16 protein-coding genes are annotated in these 23,357 nt (G+C 67.1%); 14 read left to right on the top strand and 2 right to left on the bottom strand.

Annotation, left to right across the window (positions count from 1 at the left end; all coding sequences use genetic code 11):
- The first annotated feature begins 144 nt into the window (after positions 1-144).
- The 4 genes from ACT6S0_RS14740 to ACT6S0_RS14725 all read left to right on the top strand — a co-directional run bounded on the left by ACT6S0_RS14740 (position 145) and on the right by ACT6S0_RS14725 (position 9,130).
- On the top strand, positions 145-2,634 hold the full coding sequence (locus ACT6S0_RS14740; RefSeq protein ID WP_444764577.1) for a glycosyl hydrolase 2 galactose-binding domain-containing protein: 2,490 nt from the start codon (positions 145-147) through the stop codon (positions 2,632-2,634).
- Between the two features lie 172 nt (positions 2,635-2,806).
- Positions 2,807-5,947: a TonB-dependent receptor gene (locus ACT6S0_RS14735; protein ID WP_444764571.1), complete on the top strand. Its 3,141-nt coding sequence runs from the start codon at positions 2,807-2,809 to the stop codon at positions 5,945-5,947.
- A 112-nt stretch (positions 5,948-6,059) separates the two neighbouring features.
- Positions 6,060-7,598 (top strand): tryptophan halogenase family protein, encoded by a 1,539-nt coding sequence (locus ACT6S0_RS14730; RefSeq protein ID WP_444764570.1) that lies wholly within the window; start codon positions 6,060-6,062, stop codon positions 7,596-7,598.
- Positions 7,598-9,130: a tryptophan halogenase family protein gene (locus ACT6S0_RS14725; RefSeq protein WP_444764569.1), complete on the top strand. Its 1,533-nt coding sequence runs from the start codon at positions 7,598-7,600 to the stop codon at positions 9,128-9,130. The genes ACT6S0_RS14730 and ACT6S0_RS14725 overlap by 1 nt, the downstream gene beginning before the upstream one ends.
- A 120-nt stretch (positions 9,131-9,250) precedes the next feature.
- On the opposite strand, the gene ACT6S0_RS14720 is transcribed toward ACT6S0_RS14725, so the two are convergent.
- Positions 9,251-10,639, bottom strand: a complete 1,389-nt coding sequence (locus ACT6S0_RS14720; protein ID WP_444764568.1) for a GH1 family beta-glucosidase — start codon at positions 10,637-10,639, stop codon at positions 9,251-9,253.
- A gap of 183 nt (positions 10,640-10,822) precedes the next feature.
- On the opposite strand from ACT6S0_RS14720, the gene ACT6S0_RS14715 reads away from it, so the two are divergent.
- From ACT6S0_RS14715 to ACT6S0_RS14705, 3 genes are all read left to right on the top strand, one after another.
- Positions 10,823-11,866, top strand: coding sequence for a LacI family DNA-binding transcriptional regulator (locus ACT6S0_RS14715; protein WP_444764567.1), 1,044 nt, complete (start codon positions 10,823-10,825; stop codon positions 11,864-11,866).
- A gap of 89 nt (positions 11,867-11,955) precedes the next feature.
- The gene (locus ACT6S0_RS14710) at positions 11,956-13,419 is read left to right on the top strand and encodes an MFS transporter (protein ID WP_444764566.1); all 1,464 of its coding nucleotides are present in this window, start codon (positions 11,956-11,958) and stop codon (positions 13,417-13,419) included.
- A 17-nt stretch (positions 13,420-13,436) separates the two neighbouring features.
- Entirely contained in the window at positions 13,437-14,654 is a 1,218-nt protein-coding gene (locus ACT6S0_RS14705) for a glycoside hydrolase family 27 protein (protein WP_444764565.1), read from the top strand.
- A 3-nt stretch (positions 14,655-14,657) separates the two neighbouring features.
- Here the strand turns inward: ACT6S0_RS14705 and ACT6S0_RS14700 are convergent, their stop codons facing one another.
- Entirely contained in the window at positions 14,658-15,383 is a 726-nt protein-coding gene (locus tag ACT6S0_RS14700; protein ID WP_444764564.1) for an IclR family transcriptional regulator, read from the bottom strand.
- A 68-nt stretch (positions 15,384-15,451) separates the two neighbouring features.
- Here ACT6S0_RS14700 and ACT6S0_RS14695 point away from each other — a divergent pair, with 68 nt between their 5' ends.
- The 7 genes from ACT6S0_RS14695 to urtA form a co-directional block, all read left to right on the top strand.
- Complete coding sequence (locus ACT6S0_RS14695; protein WP_444764563.1) at positions 15,452-16,423, top strand: MBL fold metallo-hydrolase; 972 nt, start codon at positions 15,452-15,454, stop codon at positions 16,421-16,423.
- A gap of 44 nt (positions 16,424-16,467) precedes the next feature.
- Positions 16,468-18,048 (top strand): FAD-dependent oxidoreductase, encoded by a 1,581-nt coding sequence (locus tag ACT6S0_RS14690; RefSeq protein WP_444764562.1) that lies wholly within the window; start codon positions 16,468-16,470, stop codon positions 18,046-18,048.
- Positions 18,045-18,245, top strand: coding sequence for a DUF2783 domain-containing protein (locus ACT6S0_RS14685; RefSeq protein WP_444764561.1), 201 nt, complete (start codon positions 18,045-18,047; stop codon positions 18,243-18,245). Before ACT6S0_RS14690 ends, ACT6S0_RS14685 begins: the two co-directional genes overlap by 4 nt.
- Positions 18,238-19,533, top strand: a complete 1,296-nt coding sequence (hmgA, locus tag ACT6S0_RS14680; protein WP_444764560.1) for a homogentisate 1,2-dioxygenase — start codon at positions 18,238-18,240, stop codon at positions 19,531-19,533. The genes ACT6S0_RS14685 and hmgA overlap by 8 nt, the downstream gene beginning before the upstream one ends.
- Complete coding sequence (gene fahA / locus ACT6S0_RS14675; RefSeq protein WP_444764559.1) at positions 19,526-20,752, top strand: fumarylacetoacetase; 1,227 nt, start codon at positions 19,526-19,528, stop codon at positions 20,750-20,752. Before hmgA ends, fahA begins: the two co-directional genes overlap by 8 nt.
- Before the next feature lie 174 nt (positions 20,753-20,926).
- The gene (locus tag ACT6S0_RS14670) at positions 20,927-21,790 is read left to right on the top strand and encodes a hypothetical protein (RefSeq protein ID WP_444764558.1); all 864 of its coding nucleotides are present in this window, start codon (positions 20,927-20,929) and stop codon (positions 21,788-21,790) included.
- A gap of 293 nt (positions 21,791-22,083) precedes the next feature.
- The coding region (gene urtA, locus ACT6S0_RS14665; protein ID WP_444764557.1) for an urea ABC transporter substrate-binding protein at positions 22,084-23,357 on the top strand (1,274 nt) is incomplete at its 3' end.

The raw sequence follows: 23,357 nt of genomic DNA, 5'->3' as shown, positions 1-23,357 counted from the left end.
GCGAAGCGACGCGCAATAGTGACAAGCCCCCTTATTTAATCGGTGCTATCCCTGATCGCTTGCATTTCTTAAGAGAAACAGAATGCGCAACAAATTAATGTTTAGCGGCCACCGCAGGGCGACGCCGCGAGGACCTTGAGCGCAGTGATCTCCGAACGTCTGATCGATCTCCATGAAGGTTGGCAACTGGCCGAAATGGCCGTCGCGCCGGCCGGTGCGACCCTGGCTGGCCTTGCCGCCGCCGAGTGGCTGCCCGCTGCCGTGCCCGGCACGGCCCATGGCGCGCTGCTGGCGGCCGGCCGCATTCCCGACCCCTTCTTCGGCCGCAACGAGGCCGAGGTGCGCTGGGTGGGCGAGCGCAGGTGGGCCTGGCGCCTGGGCTTCGACGTCGAAGGCGAGCTGGCGCCGCACGAGGAGCTGGTCTTCGAGGGCCTGGACACCTATTGCACCGCGTGGCTGAACGGCGAGCGGCTGTTCGCATCCGACAACATGTTCGTGCCGCGCCGTGTGGATGTGCGCCCGCATCTGCGGCCCGGCCGCAATGAACTGCTGCTTTGCTTCGAGCCGCCGCTGGCCAGCGCCCGCGAGGTCGAGGCGGTGCATGGCAAGCGCCAGCTCTGGAACGGCGACAGCGCCCGCCTGCATGCGCGCAAGGCGCAGTACCACTTCGGCTGGGACTGGGGCCCGGAGCTGCTGGTCAGCGGCCCGTGGCGGCCGGTGCGGCGGCACAGCTGGTCGGTGCGCATCGAGGACCTGCAGTGCCGCAGCGAGGTGGACGTGGCCGGCCGGCGCGCGACGCTGCAGGTGGCGGCACGCGTGCCCGGCGCCGGCACCGGGCTGCGCTGTGCGTTCGAGTTGCTCGACCCGGAGGGCCGCAGCGTCGCGGCGCAGACCGTCGCAGCCGACGCCGCCCAGGCGACCTGGAACCTGGCCGACGCCCAGCTGTGGTGGCCCCGCGGCCTGGGCGGCCAGCCGCTTTACACGCTGGTGGTGCGCGTGCTGGACGGCCAGCGCGTGCTGGCCCGGGACAGCCGCCGTATCGGCCTGCGCACGCTGCGCCTCGTGCAGGTGCCGGTGCAGGGCGAGGCCGGCAGCAGCTTTCACTTCCAGGTCAACGGCCAGGACTTGTTCGCCGGGGGTGCCAACTGGATTCCCGACGACAGCCTGCTGGAGCGCATCACGCCGGCCCGCTACCGCGAGCGCGTGGGCCAGGCGGCTGCGGCCAACATGAACATGCTGCGCGTCTGGGGCGGCGGCGTCTACGAGCACGAAGCCTTCTACGAAGCCTGTGACGAGCAGGGCATCCTGGTCTGGCAGGACTTCATGTTCGCCTGCGGTGTCTACCCGGCCAACGCTGCCTTCCTGGCCAGCGTGCGCGCCGAGGCGCAAGCCGCCGTGAAGCGGCTGCGCCATCACGCCTGCCTGGCACTCTGGTGTGGCAACAACGAGGACTACATGATTGCGGAGTCGCTCGGCCTGGCCGGCCCGGGCGTGCCCGCCGAGCGCTTCGAGGCGCGGGCGATCTACGAGCGACTCCTGCCCGAGGTCTGCGCGGCGCTGGACCCGGACACCCTCTACTGGCCCGGCAGCCCGTTCACGCCGGGCGACGCCAAGTCGTCCGATGCCACCGTGGGCGATCGCCACAGCTGGGAGGTCTGGCATCAGCAGATGCTGCCCTACCAGCGCTATGGCGATGTGCAGGCCCGCTTCGTCAGTGAGTTCGGCATGCAGTCGCATCCCTCGCTGGCGCTGTTCGAATCGGTGCTGCCAGAGGAGGAGCGCTTCCCCGAGAGCCGCACGGTGCAGTGGCACAACAAGGCCGGTTCCCCCGCCGGGCCGGACGGCCACCGCCGCCTGTCCGTCTACCTGGCCGACAACCTGCGCGTGGGCAGTACGCTGGCGGATCACGTCTACGCGACGCAGTTCGTACAGGCCGAGGCCATGCGGGTGGCCTACCAGGACTTCCGCCGCCGCTGGCAGCAGCCGGGCGCGCGAGCCGTGGGCGGCGCGCTCGTCTGGCAGCTCAACGACTGCTGGCCGGTGACAAGCTGGGCGCTGATCGATTCGAGCGGCACGGTGAAGCCGGCGTGGCATGCGGTGCGCCGCGCGCTCGGCACGCTGGCGGTGGCCGTGCGGCTGGAAGCGGGCGGGGCGCGTCTGGCCGTGATGAACGGCGGGACCGCTGACGTGGCCGTGACGCTACGGCTGCGGTTGTTTGCGATGGACGGCCGACAACTGGTCGACATGCAGTTGCGCCAAGGCGTGCCGGCTGCCAGTTCTGTCGAGGCCGCGCAGGCGCTGCCCGCATTCACTGATCCAGTGGTTGCCGAGCTTGGCGCGTTCGGCGCCGACGGCGCTGAGCTGGCGCGCGACTGCGCCTGGACCGAGCCTTTCAAGTTCTACCGCCTCGGCGGCGCACGCATCGACATCACCGCCCAAGGGCGCGAGTTGCAGCTCAGCTGCGACAGTCCGGTAAAGGGCTTGTGGCTCACCGGCAACGGTCTGGCGCTATCGGATAACTTCATCGACCTCATGCCCGGGGCGCCGCGCAGCATCAAGTCACAGATAGCGCTACCAAACACCTTGCAGTACGTAGCCGTGGACCACGCCGTGCGACAAATTGCCATTTTTTGATAGAAGAGTCCAACCTCAGGCGGAATGAGTAGATCCCCTGTAGTTGATTTCCCGATGTAGTCGGGGCGTGATAGATGTTACCGTTACCAAAATAGGTTGAGGTCATGGGCCTGCAACCGCGACATGGGCCCGCAAGGGTCGAATGTTTCCCACCAAAGAGGAGCAAACCAGGATGAGACATTTCAAACAGACAACCTTGTCATTGGCGGCAGCCCAGGCCTTGATGGTCATGGCAATGCCGGCGATGGCGCAGCAGGCGCCCGCTGCGGCGGCGTCCGCGCCCGCGCGGTCACAGCAGCTTGAGACGGTCGTGGTGTCGGGCCAGCGGGCCGCACTGCAATCGGCCCAGAAGCTCAAGCAGGAGTCCGACGAGATCGTCGACTCCGTCGTTGCGGACGACATCGGCAAGCTGCCCGACCGCTCTGTCAGCGAGGTGCTGCAGCGCATCGTCGGCGTGTCCATGGACCGCGTGATGGCGCGTGGCGACCCGATGCGCTTCTCCGTCGAGGGCTCGGGCGTCATCATCCGCGGCCTGACCTATGTGTCGTCGCAGCTCAACGGCCGTGAAAGCTTCTCCGCCAACGGCGGCCGGGGCCTGAGCTTCGAAGACGTGCCGCCCGAACTGATGGCCGGCGTGGACGTCTACAAGAACCCGTCGGCAGAGCAGATCGAAGGCGCCATCGGCGGCCTCGTCAACCTGCGCACCGCGTTGCCCTTCGACTACAACGGCTTCAAGGCTGGCCTGGGTGTGTCGCTCACGAAGAACGTGCTGCGTGACAACCAGAAGCCGACCGTTTCCGGCCTGCTGTCCAACACCTGGAACACCGACCTCGGCAAGGTCGGTCTGCTGATCCACGCGGCCGACTCCAAGAGCTCGACCCGCACCGATGGCATGGCCGTCGACCCCTACTTCCGTCGAGTGGATCGCTGGACCAATCCGAACGACTCGAACAACGCCTACTACCGGCCCACGACAGAGAACCAGTGGTTCCCCAAGGCGATGGGCTGGCAGACGCTGGCCTACGACCGCGCCCGCCGGGGCACGTATGTCGCCGGCCAGTGGAAGAAGGACACGCTGCAGGCTGCAGTGACCTACTTCCGTTCCAAGTACGACTTCTACTGGGATGAAAGCTCCATCGCCAGCCAGGCGGACCCGTACTCGTCGGTCGTGTCGGATGCCACGTGGGGCAGCAACGGCGCACTGCTGAAAGGCACCCTCACCGATCCCCCGAAGGGCGGCATTCCCTTCAATGCCAATACGCGCTTTTCCAGAAGTGCTTCGGACACGAAGGAAACGACCTTCAATCTGGTTTGGACGCCAACTTCCCAGTGGCGGATCGCCAACGACTTCCAGTTCATCGAGTCCGAGACGGGCACGATCGACTCGACCGTGGCGACCGGTATCAACATGCCCAAGCAAACCTTGGACATGACCGGCGACTTGCCGCGCCTGGTTCTGGATGCGGCGGACCAGGCTTACCTGGCCGACCCCTCCAAGTACTACTGGGGCTTCACCATGGAGAGGCTGTCAGAGAGCAAGGCCAAGCAAAAGGCGTGGAAGGGCGACGTCAGGTACAACTTTGACCACCCGGTGCTGCATGACGTGCGCTTCGGCCTGCGCTTCACCGACCGTGACGTGGTCAACAAGGTGCCTCGTTGGTACAACTGGCAGGCGGTGTCGCAGACTTGGCAATCCGCCGAGTTCGACCAGGGCGCTGTTGGCCAGAGCTGGGACTGGCACCCGATCAAGAGCCTGGCCTACCTCAATCGCTTCGGCGGTCAAACCCAGGTCAAGCCGTTCAACAACTTCATGAACGGCAAGAACAACGTTGCATCGCTGGTGCTTCCGACGATGGCGGTGGCCGCGAACTACCCCAGCTCCTACTCTGAACTGCATAGCTACTACACCACGCTGTGCGAGGAGTACAAGGCCGAGAAGATCTCGAAGGGCGGCAGTCCGGGCAACAGTTGCAACCCTGCGTTCACCCCGCCCGTGCCCGGCGCGGTCTCGGCGCGTGACAACACGCAGCACGAAACCACCAAGACGGCCTATGCGCAGCTGCGTTTCGGGTTCGACGAGTGGAACGTGCCTGTCGACGGCAATGTGGGTCTTCGTGTCGTCAACACCAAGTACGACGCGGCGGGTTACCAGTCCCTGAACTATCAGGCGACCGATGCCGTGACCGGCCCATTGACCGGCGGCCCCATCCCCGTGTTCACCGGCTACCGGCAGCCGCTCGAGACCAGCAACAGCTACACGGACGTTCTGCCCAGCCTGAATCTGCGTTGGAAGTTCAACGACAAGATGCAGCTGCGCTTCGCGTACGCGAAGGCGGTCGCACGTCCCGACATCAGTGCGCTGCAGCCGAACCTGATCCTCGATGCCGGCAGCGCCACCGTCCGGACCATCGTGGATCAGGCGGGGGATCGCCAAAACTATGTGGACGATCTCCGCAACCGCGGCCAGGCCTTGGGCAACCCGATGTTGAAGCCGGTCAAGTCCGACCAGTTCGACGTGTCCGCCGAGTGGTACCTCGACAAGGCCAGCTCGGTGACGATGGCCGCCTTCAACAAGCGGCTCAAGGACGTGATCGTCAACCAAGTGGGCATCCTGACGGCGCCGGACAACACCGGCAAGGTGTACGAGTTTGCGTACTCGACGCAAGTGAACGGTGCCAAGGGTTGGGCGCGCGGCGTAGAGTTTGCCGTGCAGCACTTCTTCAATGGGCTGCCCGGCGTGCTCCAAGGCCTGGGTGTGCAGGCCAACTTGACCTACGTGGACAGCAAGCAGAAGCGGTACAACGCCGTCGGTGGCAACGAGTGGTGCAGCAGCGCCGCTGACGGCCGTAACCTGAGCCTTTTCGTCAACGGTTGCGACACCAACGGTCAGGCGTACGGCGACCACCCGCTGCCCAACCTGTCGCGCAAGGCGTTCAACCTGGCCATCCTGTACGACCACGGTCCGATCTCGGCGCGCGTGGCCTATTCATGGCGCGGCAAGTTCCACAACGGCGTGGCCTTCCCGGACAACACTGGCCCGAACCAGACCAACGGCCTGAATGCCAATCCGCAAAGCCCGCAGTACGGACGCAACAACATGCCGCTGGGTCTGCCGATCTGGACGGCTGACTTTGGTCAGCTGGATGCCGGCGTGCAGTACAAGTTCAACGACAAGCTGACGTTCTCGCTGGAAGGCCAGAACCTGACCGACGCGGTCTACAAGCAGTTGATGCAGCAGCACATCGGCTTCACGGGCCGGACCTGGTTTGTTTCGGGTCCGCGCTACACGGTGTCGGCACGGCTGAACTTCTGATCGAAACCGGGTTTGTCCCGGTTCCACACAGGCCTGGCGCTGCGGCGCCGGGCCTTTTTTTTGGGTTACTGTCTCATTGACAACGAGAGGGCGTCCGATGGAGAAACAACGCATGCCTGACGGCGGACCGGTGCGCCGCATCGTCATCGTCGGTGGCGGCACTGCGGGCTGGATGGCCGCAGCGCCGTTGGCCCAGCTGATGGGTCAGGGCGACCACGGCGCCAGCTGCGAGATCGTGCTGATCGAGTCGCCCGAGATCGGCACCGTCGGCGTCGGCGAGGCCACGCTGCCCACGATCCGCTACTACAACAACTCGCTCAAGCTCGACAACGCGGAGTTCATCCGCAAGACGCAGGCGAGCTTCAAGCTCGGCATCGAGTTCAAGGACTGGGGTCACCTCGGCAACCGCTTCTTCCACGGCTTCGGCGAGTTCGGGCCGGCCATCCTGAATCGCTCTTCCGTGGCCCACTGGCTGCGTGTGCATGGTCAGGCTGGCGGGATGGGCTACGAAGACCTGTCCACCGCCACCGTGATGGCGATGCGCAACCGCTTCGTGCCGCCTGACGGCGACATCGCGTCGGCGTCCAACGCCTACTCCTTCGCCTTCCATTTCGACGCCGGCCTGTACGCCAACTTCCTGCGCGACTACGCGCTGGCACGCGGCGTCAAGCGCGAGGAGGGCACCATCGTCGATGTGTCGCTGCGCCCCGGCGACGGCTTCGTGACCGCCGTGACGCTCGCGGATGGCCGTCGCATCGAGGGCGACCTGTTCATCGACTGCTCGGGCTTTCGCGCGCTGCTGATCGAGGGCGTGTGCAAGGCCGGCTATCACGACTGGAGCCACTGGCTGCCCTGCGACAGCGCCCAGGCCGTGCCGTGCGCGCGTGTCGAGCCGTTGACGCCCTACACCACGTCCACCGCGCGCAGCGCCGGCTGGCAGTGGCGCATCCCGCTGCAGCACCGAACGGGCAACGGCCACGTCTACTGCAGCGGCTATATCAGCGACGAGGAAGCCGGCCAGGTGCTGATGCGCAACCTGGACGGCGCCGCGCAGGCCGACCCGCGCCAGCTGCGCTTCAAGACCGGCATGCGCAAGAAGGCCTGGGACCGCAACGTCGTCGCCATCGGCCTGTCTTCGGGCTTCCTGGAGCCGCTGGAATCCACCAGCATCCAGCTCATCATGGACGGCATCGGCCGGCTCGTCGAACTCTTCCCCGACCGCCGTTGCGATGCCCATCTCGCGGCCGAATACAACCGCCGCATGACGCGGCAATACGAGTCCATCCGCGACTTCATCGTGCTGCACTACAAGCTGACGAAGCGCGACGACAGCGAGTTCTGGCGCTACTGCGCCGCCATGCCCATCCCGGATGACCTGAAGCATCAGATCGAGGTGTTCCGACGCAGCGGGCGCGTGGCCATCCTGGACCCGGACAGCTTTGCCGAGCCCTCCTGGGTGTCGCTGTTTCTTGGCCTCGGTTGCTGGCCGCAGCGCCACGACCCGCTGCTCGGGCAGGTTGACGAGCAGGCGTTGCGGACGCACTTCGAGCGCCTGCGCACGGCCATTGCCAAGACCGTGGACGGGATGCCCGACCACGGCGCGTTCATCGATAAACACGTCCGCGCCGAGCCGATGGAGATGGCCAAGTGATGAACGACCAAGCCATTCGCCGCATCGTCATCGTTGGCGGCGGCAGCGCCGGCTGGATGACCGCCGCGCCGCTCAGCCAGATGTTCGGCACGCAGCCGGGCGGGCCGGCCAATCCGGTGGGCTGCGAGATCGTGCTGGTCGAGTCGGCCGACATCGGCACCGTCGGCGTCGGCGAGGCGACGCTGCCCAGCATCCGCTACTACAACGACGCGCTGGAACTCGACAACGCCGAGTTCATGCGCAAGACCCAGGCGAGCTTCAAGCTGGGCATCGAGTTCAAGGACTGGGGCCACGTCGGCAACCGCTTCTTCCACGGCTTCGGCGGCTTCGGGCCGCCCATCGTCAACCGCTCGTCGGTAGCGCACTGGATGCGGCTGAGCCGCCTGGGCGGCATGCCCAGTCACGAGGAATGGTCGACCGCCAGCGTGATGGCGCAACGCAACCGCTTCGTGCCGCCCGAGGGCGGGCCGCCGTCGGCCGCCAACTCGTACTCCTACGCCTTCCACTTCGACGCCGGTCTGTACGCGAACTTCCTGCGCGACTACGCGATCGCGCGCGGCGTCAAGCGCGAGGAGGGCACCATCGTCGACGTGTCGCTGCGCCCCGGCGACGGCTTCGTGACCGCCGTGACGCTGGCCGACGGCCGGCGCATCGAGGGCGACCTCTTCATCGACTGCTCGGGCTTTCGCGCGCTGCTGATCGAAGGCGTCATGAAGGCCGGCTATCACGACTGGACCCACTGGTTGCCCTGCGACAGCGCCCAGGCCGTGCCCTGTGACAAGGTGCTCCCACTGACGCCGTACACGACCTCCACCGCGCGCAGCGCCGGCTGGCAATGGCGTATCCCGCTGCAGCACCGCACCGGCAATGGCCATGTCTACTGCAGCGGCTATACCAGCGATGAGGAAGCCGGCCGCGTGCTGCTGAGCCATCTCGACGGCGCGCCCCAGGGCGAGCCGCGTCAGCTGCGCTTCAAGACCGGCATGCGCAAGCGCATCTGGGACAAGAACGTCGTCTCCGTGGGCCTGTCGTCAGGCTTTTTGGAGCCGCTCGAATCGACCAGCCTGTCGCTCGTCATCCACGGCGTCAGTGCCCTGGTGGAGCTGTTCCCCGACCGCAACTGCGAGCCCCATCTGGTGGACGAATACAACCGCCGCATGACACGGCAGTACGAGTCCATCCGCGACTTCATCATCCTGCACTACCAGCAAACCCGCCGCGACGACAGCGAGTTCTGGCGTTACTGCAAGGCCATGCCCATCCCGGACACGCTGGCGCATCAGATCGATAACTTCCGCCGCAACGGCCGGGTCGTCATCCTGGACCGCGACAGCTTCGGCGAAGACTCGTGGTACTCGCTCTACCTGGGCCTCGGCATGAAGCCGGAAGCGCTGGACCCGCTGCTGGCGCAGGTGGACGAGGCCACACTGCGCGAACACTTCAAGCGGCTGCACATGGCCATCGCGAAGACGGTGGACGGCATGCCAGACCACGCGGCCTACCTGGATCGACTGGTGGGAAGACGCCCTTGAATTTTCGGGCCGAGCGGGCCGCTCCCAAGCCGGTCCGCGTGGCGACGTGCTTGCGGCTCAACGCCGCAAGCATCGCCGTCCCCTCGGGGAGCCGGCCAAGGTAAACCTTGGGCGAGGGGCTCAGCGCGCCGCGCGCGCTTTCAGGAAGTCCGCGTACGCCAGCGCGCTGCGCTTGAGCGTGCGCTTCTGGGTGTCGAAGTCCACGTGCACGAGGCCGAAGCGGCGCTCGTAGCCGAAGGCCCATTCGAAGTTGTCCATCAGCGACCAGACGAAATAGCCGCGCACGTCCACGCCGTTGTCCATCGCTCGCGAGCAGGCCGCGAAGTGGCTCTTCAGATAGGCCTGGCGCTGCAGGTCGTCGACCTGGCCGTTGGCATCCACCGTGTCGTGGCTCGACATGCCGTTCTCGGTGACGTAGAGCGGCGGCAGGTTGGCGTAGTCGCGCTTGAAGGCCTCGAACAAGTCCTGCAGCCCTTGCGGGTAGACCTCCCAGTCCATCGTCGTGCGCTCGACCTCCGGGTGGCGTACCCAGTCGATGGTGTCCGGACCCTTGGAGGCCAGTACCGCGCGGCTGTAGTAGTTGATGCCGAGGTAGTCGATGGGGCGCTGGATGATGTCCATGTCGCCGTCCAGCACCAGCGGCTCGCAGCCTTTCCACAGCCGCCACAGGTCGGCCGGGTACTCGCCCTTGAGCAGCGGGTCCAGCACCCAGCGGTTCTGGTAGGTCTCGAACAGGGAGGCAGCGTCGCGATCCTCGGCGGTGTCCTTGTCGGCATAGCCGGGCGCGCAGTTGGCGACGATGCCGTGCAGTGCCTGCGGTGCGTTGGCGCGCAGGATGGGCAGCGCCAGGCCATGGCCCAGCAGCAGGTGGTGCATGGCCTGCGCGGCCCAGCGGTGGGACTTGAGGCCGGGTGCGTGGTGGCCGTCGCCATAGCCCAGGTAGGCCGAGCACCAGGGCTCGTTGTGCGTCGTCCAGGCGGCGACGTCGCCGTGGCCGGCCAGCTCGCGGCTCATCAGGTCGGCGTAATCGGCGAAGCGGTAGGCGGTGTCGCGGTTCAGCCAGCCGCCGCGGTCCTCCAGGTACTGCGGCAGGTCCCAGTGGTACAGCGTGACGAAGGCCTTGATGCCGCGGGCACCCAGGCCGTCCAGCAGCCGCTTGTAGAAGTCGATGCCCTTGGCGTTGGGCTTTCCCGCCTCATCCATGACGCGCGGCCAGGCGATGGAAAAACGGTAGGCGTCCACGCCCAGGCGCTTCAGGATGTCCAGGTCCTCGTCCAGGCGGTGGTAGTGGTCGCAGGCCACATCGCCGTTCTCTGCGCGAAGCACCTTGCCCGGCGTCGCGCAGAAGCGGTCCCAGATCGATTCCAGCCGTCCGTCCTCGTGTGCGGCACCCTCAATCTGGTAGGAAGAGGTGCCCGCACCGAAGATGAAATCGCGGCGGCGCATCGGTGAGCCGGCGGGTGGAGCGACGAGGTCGGCGAGGGAGTTGTGAGGCGAGGTCAGGTCCATGTCGGGCGGCGGCTAGGGGTGGGGACCGGAAATATTCTATGCAACAACAGTTGTTTAGTGAACAATGTTGAGCCTAGGTTTTGCCCCGGGGTCGGTGCAACGCCGGCGCACAGGGCGTACTCGGCAGCCGATGACACAATCGCCGCCGATGTGCGGTGCTAAACAACAGCTGGAGTTCGGGCCATGGCCGACAAGGGAGTGACGATTCGCGAGCTGGCCGAGGCCGCCGGCGTGTCCATCGGGACGGTGTCGCGCGCGCTCAAGGGCCAGCCGGGTTTGTCTGAGCAGACGCGCAGCCAGGTGCTCGGCGTTGCCCAGAAGATGGGCTATGACACGGCCAAGTTGCGCACTGGCAAGCCGCGCCGCATGCTGTTCCTGTACAGCCGCAGCATCGGTTCGCTGGCCAACAACCCCTTCTATTCCTATGTGCTGCACGGTGCCGAAATCGCCTGCCGCGAGGCGGGCGTGCCGCTGAGCCTGATGTCGGTGCTGGCCGGTGACGACATTGCCGGCCAGGTGCGCCGCCACGAGGCCGAGGCGCTGCTCGGCGCCGGCTACTTCGACCCCGAGGCCATGGAGGCCATCCGCCGCTGCGAGCTGCCGCTGGTGCTGGTGGACCACTTCCACCCCGGCGTGCGCTGCGTCAACGACGACAACCTGCAGGGCGCCTGGCTGGCCACGCGGCATCTGCTGGATGGCGATGCACAGCGCATCGCGGCCATCTTCGGGCCGCTGGCGCACTACTCCACCTCACTGCGCGCCAAGGGCTTCCGCCGCGCGCTGTTCGAGGCGGGCCGCCTGTTCGACCCCGACTACGAGGTCACGCTGGACCCGGCGCTGGAATACCGCGAGGCGGGCCGTGACGCGATGCGCCGCTTGCTCGCGTTGCCGCAGCGGCCCGATGCCGTCTTTGCCTACAACGATTCGACGGCGATCGTCGCCATCGAGCTCTGCCACGAGGTGGGGCTGCGCGTGCCCGAGGACATCCGCTTCATCGGCTACGACGACATCGAGGCGGCCGCGCGCAACAAGCCGCCGCTGTCCACCGTGAAGATGGACAAGGAGGCGCTCGGCAACGTGGCCGCCCGCGCGCTGATCGAGGGCGATATCGCACCCAACGACGCCTCGCTGCCGGTGGAGCTGGTCGTGCGCGAGAGCTCGATGGTGAAACGCGCGCCTGTGGCCGCGCCCGCTGCGACGCGCAAGCCAAGGCGCCAGCCGGCCTAGGTGTTTCACCGCTTCTGTTCGGTTGCCGGTCGAACAAAAATCCGTCTGTTTACTAAAAAGCGCCGCCTCAGGTGGCCAAGGAGACAGACGTGCTTGCCGATTCCGTTGGGGCCGCCGCGCCCTTGATGCGCCCTGCCACGGCACCCGCGCCCGCGGCGGATGACCGCGTGCCGACCTCGCAGAAGGTCGGCTTCGGCCTCGGCTCCTTCCACGACATGTGGGGCCACTGGCTCTACCAGTCGCTGGTCTTCCACGTCTTCAATATCGGCCTGGGTGTGGCGCCGCAGCTGATCTCGATGGCCATGGGCATCAAGATCTTCGCGGACGCGGTGTCCGACGCGATGTTCGGCTGGATCTCCGACAACACCCGCAGCCGCTGGGGGCGCCGGCGCCCCTTCATCCTCGTCGGTGGCATCCTGACGGGCATCGGCCTGCCGCTGCTGTTCGCCGTCGGGCGGGGCTGGAGTGATACCGAGTACTTCATCTTCCTCGTCGTCTCGACCTGCCTGTATGCGCCGGTCATGAGCTGCTTCGCGATGCCCTGGAACAGCCTGGGTGCCGAACTCACGCCGGGCTACCACGAGCGCACGCGCGTGATGTCCATCAAGAACGCGATCCAGAAGATTCCCGAGCTGGGGATGTTCGTCGCCGCGCAGTTCACGACGCTCTACTTCTTCCATGACGCCAGCGGCAAGCCCGACATCCTGCTGGGCGCCCAGGTCTACACCGCCATCCTGGGCGGCGTCCTGGTGGTGCTGGCTGTTCTGATCTTCTCGCTGACGCGCGAGCGCTATTACGAGAGCTTCGTCGCGCAGAGCCGCCAGCGCGTGCCGTTCAAGGACACGCTTTACCGCACGCTGAAGAACAAGCCCTTCCGGCTGATGCTGGGCACCATGCTGACCTACAACATGGCCACGGCGATGGTCGGCCTGCTGGGCTACTACGCGACCGTCTACTACGTCTGCGGCGGCGACGTCGTGCAGGCCACGAAGTGGAACTCGCTGATGGGTGTGGCGGGACTTGTCAGCGGCCTCGTCGGCATCGCCTTCGCGGGCTGGGTGGCCAAGGCTTACGGCAAGCGCAATGCGCTGATGACGGTGCTGTGGCTGGGCATCGCCGCCTTCATCGGCGACTGGTTCTTCTACAACCCGCAGCTGCCCTGGCTGCAGCTGTTCGCCAGCGGTGGCGTGGCCTTCATCGGCGCGGGCTTCTGGACGATCTACGGCTCGGCCATGGCCGACGTCATCGACCACGACGAACTCGCCACCGGCCAGCGCCGCGAAGGGTCGTTCGCGGCCTGCGGCTCGTGGATCAGCAAGGTCGGCCTGGCCCTGGGCAACAGCGCCTCGGGCTGGGTGCTGGCCTTCACGGGCTTCAACGCCAAGCTGCCCGTGCAGGGCGAGGACGCCATCTTCCTGATCCGTGTCTGCCTCTCGGGTATCCCCATCGTGGGCCTGCTGATCGCCCTGGTCGTCGTGTCGCGCTACTTCCTGACCGAGCAGCGCATGCACGAGATCCGCGTCGAGCTGGAAGCACGCCGCGGCACCGTCTAACGCCAATGGAGTTCTCCATGACCTCGACCTGGCTGCGCCAGACGCTGCTGGCCGTGTTGACCGGCGCCGCCGCCATGGCCGTGCAGGCTCAGACCATCGGCCACGAAACCCTCAAGCTCGACGCCCCCAAGCCCAAGCTCGCGCCCACGCCGCCGATGGGCTGGAACTCGTGGAACAAGTTCAAGTGCGACGTCAGCGAGAAGCTGATCCGCGAACAGGCGGACGCGATGGTGTCGTCCGGCATGAAGGCCGCCGGCTACCAGTACATCGTCATCGACGACTGCTGGCAGAAGAGCCGTGACGCCGACGGCAACATCCAGGCCGACCCCGAACGCTTCCCCAGCGGCATCAGGGCGCTGGCCGACTATGTGCACAGCAAGGGGCTGAAGTTCGGTCTGTACTCGGACGCCGGCGCGCTGACCTGCGGCGGCCGCCCCGGCAGCGCCGGCCATGAATTCCAGGACGCGCGCCAATACGCCAAATGGGGTGTGGACTACCTGAAGTACGACTGGTGCTACACCGGCCCGCGCAACCCCGAGGCGGCCTACACCATCATGGCCAAGGCGCTGCGCGAGTCGGGCCGCGACATCGTGTTCTCCATCTGCGAGTGGGGCAACAGCCGCCCCGGCCGCTGGGCCCACCCCGTCGGCCACCTGTGGCGCACCACGGGCGACATCTGGGACGCCTGGAAGGGCAAGAAGGAGTGGTCGCACGGCATGCTCGACATCCTCGACATGAATGCCGATCTCTGGAGCGAGGCCGCCCCGAACGGCTGGAACGATCCCGACATGCTGGAAGTCGGCAACGGCGGCATGACGACCACCGAGTACGAGAGCCACTTCTCGCTCTGGGCCATGCTGGCCGCGCCGCTGATCGCCGGCAACGACCTGTCCAAGATGGACGAGGCGACCCGCCGCATCCTCACCAACGCCGAGGTCATCCGGGTGGACCAGGACCCGCTGGGCCGCCAGGGCCGCCGCATCTGGCGCCAGGGCGACCTGGAGATCTGGGTGCGCACGCTGCAGGGCGGTGACCGCGCCGCGGTGCTGTTCAACCGCGGCCAGAAGCCGGCCGACATGAAGGTCAGCTGGGAGCAGATGGACCTGCCGGCCAAGCTGAGGGCCGAGGTCCATGACCTGTGGTCAGGCACGAAGACACGCGGCGTTGCGGGTGAGTTTGGTGGGCGGGTTCAGCCGCATGGCGTGCTGATGTTGCGCATCACGCCGATGCCCTGAGTTTCAGTGGCCGAGCCGCCGCGACAGTTCGGCGGCGGCCTTCTTCAGCGCGGCGGCCAGCGCGCCGTCCAGCGCGGTGTCGAAGCTGGCACTCGGCCCGATGGCCGTCAAGGCCAGCACCAGCCGGCCGCTGGCGTCGAACACCGGCGCTGCGGCGGCGCTGACGCCCGGGACGACACCGTCGCGCGAGGTGGCGATCCCGTCTTGGCGCACGGCCTTGATGAGGGCGGCTTTTGGCAGCGCCTCGCCCAGCAGGGCCGCGTGCTCGCCGCGCCACGTGGCGAACAGCCGCCCCGACGCCGTGCCGGCCAGGCTCATGACCGTGCCATGCCGCATGCTGATGTGCACCGGCGTCGGCCCCTCGGCCACGCGCACGATGGTCGGCCCATGCGTGCCCCAGACGGCGATCGCCACCGTGTGGCCCAGCCGAAGGGCCAGCTCCTCGATGACGGGGGTGGCCAGCCGCACCGGGTCGTACTGCTGCAGGCTGATCAGCCCGAGCTGCATCGCGAGTGGTCCCAGCCCGTAAGGGCCGCTGCCGCCCTCCTGCTCCACGAGGCCCAGCTTGATGAAGCTGACGAGGTAGGGGTGTGCCTTGGCCGGCGTCATGCCTGCCGCGCGGGCCAGGTCCTTCAGCGCCATCGGCCGCCCCTGGCGGGCCAGCGCCAGCAGCAACTGACCACCCACTTCGATGCTCTGGATGCCGCGCGGCGCCTTGGAACCCATCATGCTCAAAATTCTATATTGGTGAATTGATTCGGTTTAAGCTAAATTTCGGCCCTGCGCTGGAGACCTGCATGACGACCCAAAAAGCCTTTGCCTCGCAAGCCGACCTGGAAGAAAAGAAGGTCACCTTCGAGCGCCTGTCCGAGCACGCCTGGGCCTACACGGCCGAGGGGGACCCCAACACCGGCATCGTCATCGGCCGCGACGCGGTGATGGTGATCGACACCCAGGCCACGCCCGTCATGGCGGCCGACGTCATCCGTCGCATCCGCGAGGTGACGGCCGCGCCGATCAAGTACGTGCTGCTCAGCCACTACCACGCGGTGCGCGTGCTCGGCGCTTCCGCCTTCAAGGCCGAGGGCCTGGAGCAGGTCATCGCCAGCGAGGCGACGCTGGCGCTGATCCAGGAGCGCGGTGAGCAGGACAAGGCCAGCGAAATCGGCCGCTTCCCGCGGCTGTTCCGCAATGTCGAGTCGGTGCCTGCGGGCCTGACCTGGCCGACGCTGACCTTCAGTGGCCGGCTGACGCTGGACCTTGGCGGCGTCAAGGTCGAGATGTTCTCGCCCGGCCGTGGCCACACGGCCGGCGACACGGTGGCCTGGCTGCCGCAGGAGCGCGTGCTGTTCAGCGGCGACCTGGTCGAGTTCGATGCCACGCCGTATTGCGGTGACGCGCATTTCGCTGATTGGCCGGCAACGCTGGACGCCATCGCCGCACTCAATGCAGCGGCCCTCGTGCCCGGCCGTGGTCCGGCGCTGAAGGGCGCGGCGCAAGTCACCGCCGGCCTGGAGGGAACGCGCGCGTTCGTCAGTGAGCTGTATGCAGCCGTGCGGTCGGGCGTGCAGGCCGGTGAAGAACTCAAGGCCGTCTACCAGCGCACGCTGGCGGCGCTGCGTCCGAAATATGGCCACTGGGTCATCTTCGACCACTGCATGCCTTTCGATGTGACGCGTGCCTATGACGAGGCTGGTGGCACCGCACATCCGCGCATCTGGACCGCTGAGCGGGACGTCGAGATGTGGAAGGCCCTGGAGGGGGCTTGAGCATGTGCCTCTGTGGCCATGTTCCAGGATGGGAGCACTCTTGAATGGCGCTGCCGAATTACCCTTACCACCAGAGCCTAGAGCAACGCTCCGGCCAGCCCCAGCGCCGCCCCGTCGTCATCGTCGGCGCCGGGCCGGTCGGCCTGACGCTGGCGCTGGACCTGGCCAAACGTGACGTACCCGTCGTCGTCATCGACGACAGTGACCGCATCGGTGAGGGCTCGCGCGCCGTCTGCTGGGCTCAGAAGACCCTGGAGGTGTTCGACCGCCTCGGGGTGGGGGAGGCGGTCGCGCGCGAAGGCGTGCGCTGGCAGCGCGGCCGCGTCTTCCACGGCGAGCGCGAGGCCTATGCCTTCGACCTGTTGCCCGAGACGCATCACAAGATGCCGGCCATGGTGAACCTGCAGCAGGACGTCGTCGAGGCGCGGCTCGTTCGTGCGGTGCAGTTGGACCAGCGCATCGAGTTGCGCGGCAGGCATGAACTGATCGGGTTGGAGCAGGACGCCGATGGCGTGACGCTGAACGTGCGCACGCCCGACGGGCTGTTCGACATGCGCGCCGACTGGGTCATCGGCTGCGACGGCGCGCGCAGCCCCACTCGAACGCTGTTGGGCCTGAGCTTCCAGGGCCAGGTCTTCGAAGACCGCTTCCTGATCGCCGATGTGCGCCTGGCGTCGGGCGCTCGCCCGCGTGGCCTGGACCCGGCGCGGCCGGAGCGCTGGTTCTGGTTCGACCCGCCGTTTCATCGTGGCCAGTCGGTGCTGCTGCATGCCCAGGCCGATGGGTTGTGGCGCATTGACTTCCAGCTGGGTCGTGACGCGGACGTCGACGCCGAGCGCGACCCGGATCGCATCCGTTCGCGGGTGGCCGCGATGCTCGGCAGCGACCAATTCGAACTGGTGTGGTCGTCCATCTACCAGTTCGCCTGCCGTCGCGCGGACCGTTTTCGCGTCGGCCGCGTGCTGCTGGCCGGCGACGCCGCCCACCAGGTCTCGCCCTTCGGCGCGCGCGGCGCCAACAGCGGCGTGCAGGATGCCGACAACCTGGGCTGGAAGCTGGCCGCGGTCATCAAGGGGGAGGGCAGCGAGGTGCTGCTCGATTCCTACGAGTTCGAGCGCATCGAGGCGGCCGACGACAACATCGCCCACTCCACCCGGGCCACTGACTTCATCAGCCCCAAGAGCGCGCTGAGCCGGCGCCTGCGCCGCGCCGCGCTCGACCTGGCCGCCCATGCCGACTTCGCCAAGCCGCTGGTCAACAGCGGGCGGCTGTCGACGCCGACCGAGCATGTCGATTCGCCGCTCAGCACGCCCGACGCCGAGCCGTGGACCGGTGGCCTCGTACCCGGCTGCCCGGCACCCGATGCGCCGCTGGAGGGCGGCGGCTGGCTGAGCGAGCAGCTGGGCGGCGACTTCTTGCTGCTGGCCTTCGGTTGGCGCGTCGATGCGGCCGGTGCGCGTGTCGTCGTGCTGCCGGGCGAAGGCCTGGCGGCAACCCGTTACGGGGCCCGGCCCGGCTGCGCCTTCCTCATCCGCCCCGACGGCGTTGTCGCCGCGCGCTGGCACCGTTTCGACGCTGATGCCCTGGCCGTGGCGCTGGCGCGAGCGCATGGGAGAGCCGCATGAGCCATTTGAAGCTGACCCCTGGCTTCGGTCGCGACGCCGATGCCTTCTACGCCGAACTCATCGCGGCCCAGTCCGGGCTGAGCGATGAGGCCGCCGCCGACTGGCAGGCGCGATTGACCCTGATTCTGTGCAACCACATCGGCGACCGCGAGGTGCTTCGTGAAGCCTTCGCGCTCGCCAGCCAACGCCATGACTGAACCGACCCCTTTGCAATACCTGAGCGGCTTTGGCAACCAGCACAGCAGCGAAGCCGTGCCCGGTGCCCTGCCCATCGGGCGCAACAGCCCACAGCGCGTGCCGCACGGCCTGTATGCCGAACTGCTGTCCGGCAGCGCCTTCACCGCGCCGCGTGCCGACAACCAGCGGACCTGGATGTACCGCCGCAAGCCGTCGGTCGTCGTCGGTGGCTACGAGCCCTTGCCGCAGGCGCTGTGGAAGAGCGGCGGCGCGGCAGGTGAGTGCGCCGCGCCCGACCCGCTGCGCTGGGGCCCGACGCCTTTGCAGGGCGACGGGGACTTCATCGATGGCCTGCGCAGCTATGCGGTCAACGGCGAGGCTGGCATCCAGGGCATGACCGCCCTGGCTTATGTGTCGACACGCGCCATGGGCCGCCGCGCCCTCGTCAATGCCGATGCCGAGATGCTGCTCGTGCCGCAGCAGGGCCGCCTGCTGATCACGACCGAACTGGGCCGCCTGGAAGTCGCGCCCGGTTCCATCGCGCTGCTGCCGCGTGGCATGGCCTTCAAGGTCGACCCGCTGGACGTGCCGGCACGCGGCTATGTCTGCGAGAACCATGGCGCCGCCTTGCGTCTGCCCGAACTCGGCCCCATCGGCTCCAACGGCCTGGCGAACGCGCGCGACTTCGAGGCGCCCGTGGCATGGCACGAAGCCGAGCCCGGCGAGTACGAGATCGTCAAGCGCTATGGCGGCCAGCTCTGGCGCGCCACACAGGAGCACAGCCCCTTCAACGTCGTCGCCTGGCATGGCAACCTCGCGCCCTGTCGCTACGACACATCGCGCTTCATGACGATCAACACCGTCAGTTTCGATCACCCCGACCCCAGCATCTTCACCGTGCTCACCAGCCCCAGCGACACACCCGGCTGGGCCAATGTCGACTTCGTCATCTTCCCGCCGCGCTGGATGGTGGCCGAGGACACCTTCCGCCCGCCCTGGTATCACCGCAACGTGATGAGCGAGTTCATGGGCCTGGTGCTGGGCCAGTACGACGCCAAGCCCGAGGGCTTCAAGCCCGGCGGCGCCAGCCTGCACAACAGCTATGTGCCGCACGGCCCCGACACCGAGGCCTTCGACAAGGCCAGCGGCGCGGTGCTGCAACCGCACAGGCTGGACAACACGCTGGCCTTCATGTTCGAGACGCGCTGGCCGCTCAAGCCCACGGCCTGGGCGCTGCGTGAGGCGCCACTGGAAACGACGTATGCCAACTGCTGGCAGGGCCTGAAGGAAGAATTCAAGCATGCTTGACCACACCCACGACGCCGCCGCCCTCTCCTGGGTCGCCTCGGCCAACGACCCCGCGACTGATTACCCGCTGCAGAACCTGCCCTTCTGCAGCTTTCGCCGCACCGGCACGCTGGAGCCGTGGCGCATCGGCGTCGGCATCGGCGACCAGATTCTGGACCTCAGTGCCTGGGGCATTGCTGACATGAATGCGCTGATGGCCCGCCCGGGCGCAGAGCGCCTGGCATTGCGGCACCGCCTCTTCGACACGCTCAAGGCGGGAGCGCCCGAGCTAGAGCTCGTGCCGCAGGCCGATGCCGAGTACACGCTGCCCTGCCGCATCGGTGACTACACCGACTTCTACACCGGCATCCACCACGCACGCGCCATCGGCAAGCTGTTCCGCCCGGACAACCCGCTATTGCCCAACTACCAGTGGGTGCCCATCGGCTACCACGGCCGCAGCTCATCCATCGTCGTCAGCGGTACGCCGCTGCGCCGGCCCAGGGGTCAGGTCAAGCCGCCGGATGCCGACGTGCCGGTGTTCAAGCCCAGCGCCCGGGTCGACTGCGAGCTGGAGCTGGGCCTGTTTGTCGGCCCGGGCAATGCGCTCGGCGAGCCTTTCGGCATCGACGAGGCCCATGAGCACGCCTTCGGCCTGACGCTGCTCAACGACTGGTCGGCCCGCGACATCCAGCCCTGGGAGTACCAGCCCCTCGGCCCCTTCCTGGCCAAGAACTTCGGCACGACGATCTCGCCGTGGATCGTCACGATGGAGGCGCTCGAACCCTTCCGCATCCCGTTCACACGGCCCGAAGGCGATCCGCAGCCGCTGCCCTATCTCGACTCGCCCGCCCACCGCGCCAATGCGAGCTACGACATCGAGCTGGAGGTCTGGTTCAAGACGCCCACGATGGCCCGGCCCACTTGCCTGTCGCGCTCCAACCTGCGCCACGCCTACTGGTCGCTCGCGCAGATGCTGACCCACCACGCCAGCAACGGCTGCAACCTGCAGCCCGGCGATCTGCTCGGGACGGGCACCATCAGCGGGCCGCAGCCCGACGAGGCCGGCTCGCTGCTGGAGCTGACCCAGGGGGGCAAGCAGCCGATCACGCTGCCGAACGGCGAGCAGCGCACCTTCGTGCTCGACGGCGACACGCTGGGCCTGCGCGCCTTCGCGCACAAGCCGGGCTTTCGCCGCATCGGCTTCGGTGCCTGCGACGGCATGGTGTTGCCGGCCTGAGCGCACGGCCGCCCCGCGCGGCAGTCCGGAAACTTGCCTGGCGAGGGGAACTGCCGCCCGCCGCAAGGTACTCAGCGTTGTCCGACGGCCGCGCCTTGCGCGGCCCGCGTCGCGTCCGCCTTGACCGATGCCCACAACCCTGAGCCCGGCGCTCGCTGATTCAAAGGATCCGGTATGTCTGTGACCGACAACTACAAGCTCGCGATGCGCAACTTCACCGCCTTGACCGCGCGGGTGGCGCCGACCTTGAAGAACAAGGGTCAGGAGGCCGGCATCAAGAAGCTGCTGATGGTGATGAAGAGCGGCAAGACGCTGGAGCAGCGCCTGGCCGACTACGAAGCGGCCCTGGAGGCCGCCAAGTCCTGCAAGGACGACAACCTCAAGGCGCTGCCCGGCCACCTGAAGGCGCTCGCCACCGCCCTGGTCAAGATGAACGAGGGCCTGAAGAAGAACATGGATGAGTTCGAAGCGCAGGCCCGGGTGCTCGGCCCCTCGGACGCTGACCTGAAGGCGGGGTTCGAGATCCTCAGCCAGCGCCTGGACGCCCTGCGCAAATATGCGAAGAACGAGGTGGTCCAGGTGACCGCCATCGTCGAGAAGCGCCTGGGCAAGGACGCGTCCGCCCAGGAGGTGCTGAACAAGAACCTCAAGATGGTCTATCTCGGCATCAAGAAGGGCTCGGCCGAGTTCGAGGCGGCGCTCAAGCAGTTCATCGCCAAGCCCACCGAGCAGAACCTGAAGGAAGCGCTGTGTTCCTCTACCGCCGCGCGATCCATCTCGGTGGCGGTCACGCACTGGAAAGGCGCCGTGCTGAAAGCCTCGCCCCAGATTGGCGAGCGCCTGCGGGCTGACCCGGTGCACCTGCTCAAGCTCATCGACGACGCCGCACAGAACAAGGGCATGGGCTTCTGGGAAGGCAAGTTCGCCATGAAGAACCCGGGCTGGGAGGACCGCGCCAAGGCGCAGGCCAAAAAATACCTCGACCAGGTGAAGAACTGGCGAATCATGGCCGATGAGATCAAGGGCTTGACCCAGTAGCGCCACCGCTGACCCGCGGGCGCCGCCGAGGCGCTTGTGATCGACCGACCAGTGCCGCACCCCGCCTTGTGCGTCATGCGGCGCCGTCGTTGGCGGGCGCTCCGCGCGGCTCGCGAGCGGCCGCCAGACGCACCGGATTGGGACGCTCGCACCAGCTTGGGCGCCAGGGGTGCGCGCCCGCACCACCGCTGAGCACTCGGGCGGGCCGCCGCCCTTGACTGCGCTGGCACGCCCCTTGCGCACAGGGTGGGTCGCTACTCGACCGACCCCAAAACCCCTCTGGAGGATCCCCGATGCTTCGTCGTTCCGCCCTGGCGCTGGCTGCCGCCGCGACCCTGATCTCCCCCGCCGCTGTTCTGACCGCTCACGCTGCCGACACCATCAAGGTCGGCGTCCTGCACTCGCTGTCGGGCACCATGGCCATCTCCGAAACGGTGTTGAAGGACACCGTGCTGATGGCCATCGACGAGATCAACGCCAAGGGCGGCCTGCTGGGCAAGAAGCTCGAGCCCGTCGTCGTCGACCCGGCCTCCAACTGGCCGCTGTTCGCCGAAAAGGCCAAGCAGCTCATCTCGCAGGACAAGGTCGCCGTCGTGTTCGGCTGCTGGACCTCGGTGAGCCGCAAGTCGGTGCTGCCGGTCTTCGAGCAGACCAACTCGCTGCTGTTCTACCCCGTGCAGTACGAGGGCGAGGAGCTGAGCAAGAACGTGTTCTACACCGGTGCCGCGCCCAACCAGCAGGCCATCCCTGCCGTCGAGTACCTGATGAGCAAGGACGGCGGCGGTGCCAAGCGCTTCGTGCTGCTGGGCACCGACTACGTCTACCCGCGCACGACCAACAAGATCCTGCGCGCCTTGCTTAGAGCCAAGGGCATCCCCGAGTCCGACATCATGGAGGACTACACCCCCTTCGGCCATGCGGACTACCAGAGCATCATTGCCAAGATCAAGAAGTTCTCCGCCGAAGGCAAGAAGACGGCCGTCGTGTCGACCATCAACGGCGACTCCAACGGGCCCGTCTACAAGGAACTGGGCAACCAGGGCCTGAAGGCGACGGACGTGCCGGTGGTGGCCTTCTCGGTGGGTGAGGAAGAGCTGCGCGGCGTGGACACCAAGCCGCTGCAGGGCCACCTGGCCGCGTGGAACTACTTCATGTCCATCAAGGCCCCGGCCAACGACGGTTTCATCAAGAAGTGGAGCGCCTATGCCAAGGCCAAGGGCATCGCCGGCCACAAGGACAAGCCGCTGACCAACGACCCGATGGAAGCCACCTACATCGGCATCAACATGTGGGCGCAGGCCGTCACCAAGGCCAAGAGCACCGACACCGACAAGGTCATCGCCGCGATGGCCGGCCAGACCTTCACGGCGCCCTCGGGCATCACGTCCAAGATGGACGAGAAGAACCACCACCTGCACAAGTCGGTCTTCATCGGCGAAGTCAAGGGTGACGGCCAGTTCAACGTGGTGTGGAAGACGCCCGGCCCGGTGAAAGCCAAGCCATGGAGCCCCTACATCGAAGGCAACGACAAGAAGCCTGACGAGCCGGCAAAAATGGCCGCCAAATA

Origin of the sequence: Roseateles sp., assembly GCF_052436255.1 — a bacterium.
In the GTDB taxonomy this organism is placed as follows: domain Bacteria; phylum Pseudomonadota; class Gammaproteobacteria; order Burkholderiales; family Burkholderiaceae_C; genus Pelomonas.
Note: the sequence above shows the minus strand (reverse complement) of the source record. Positions and strands in the feature narration are given on the sequence as shown.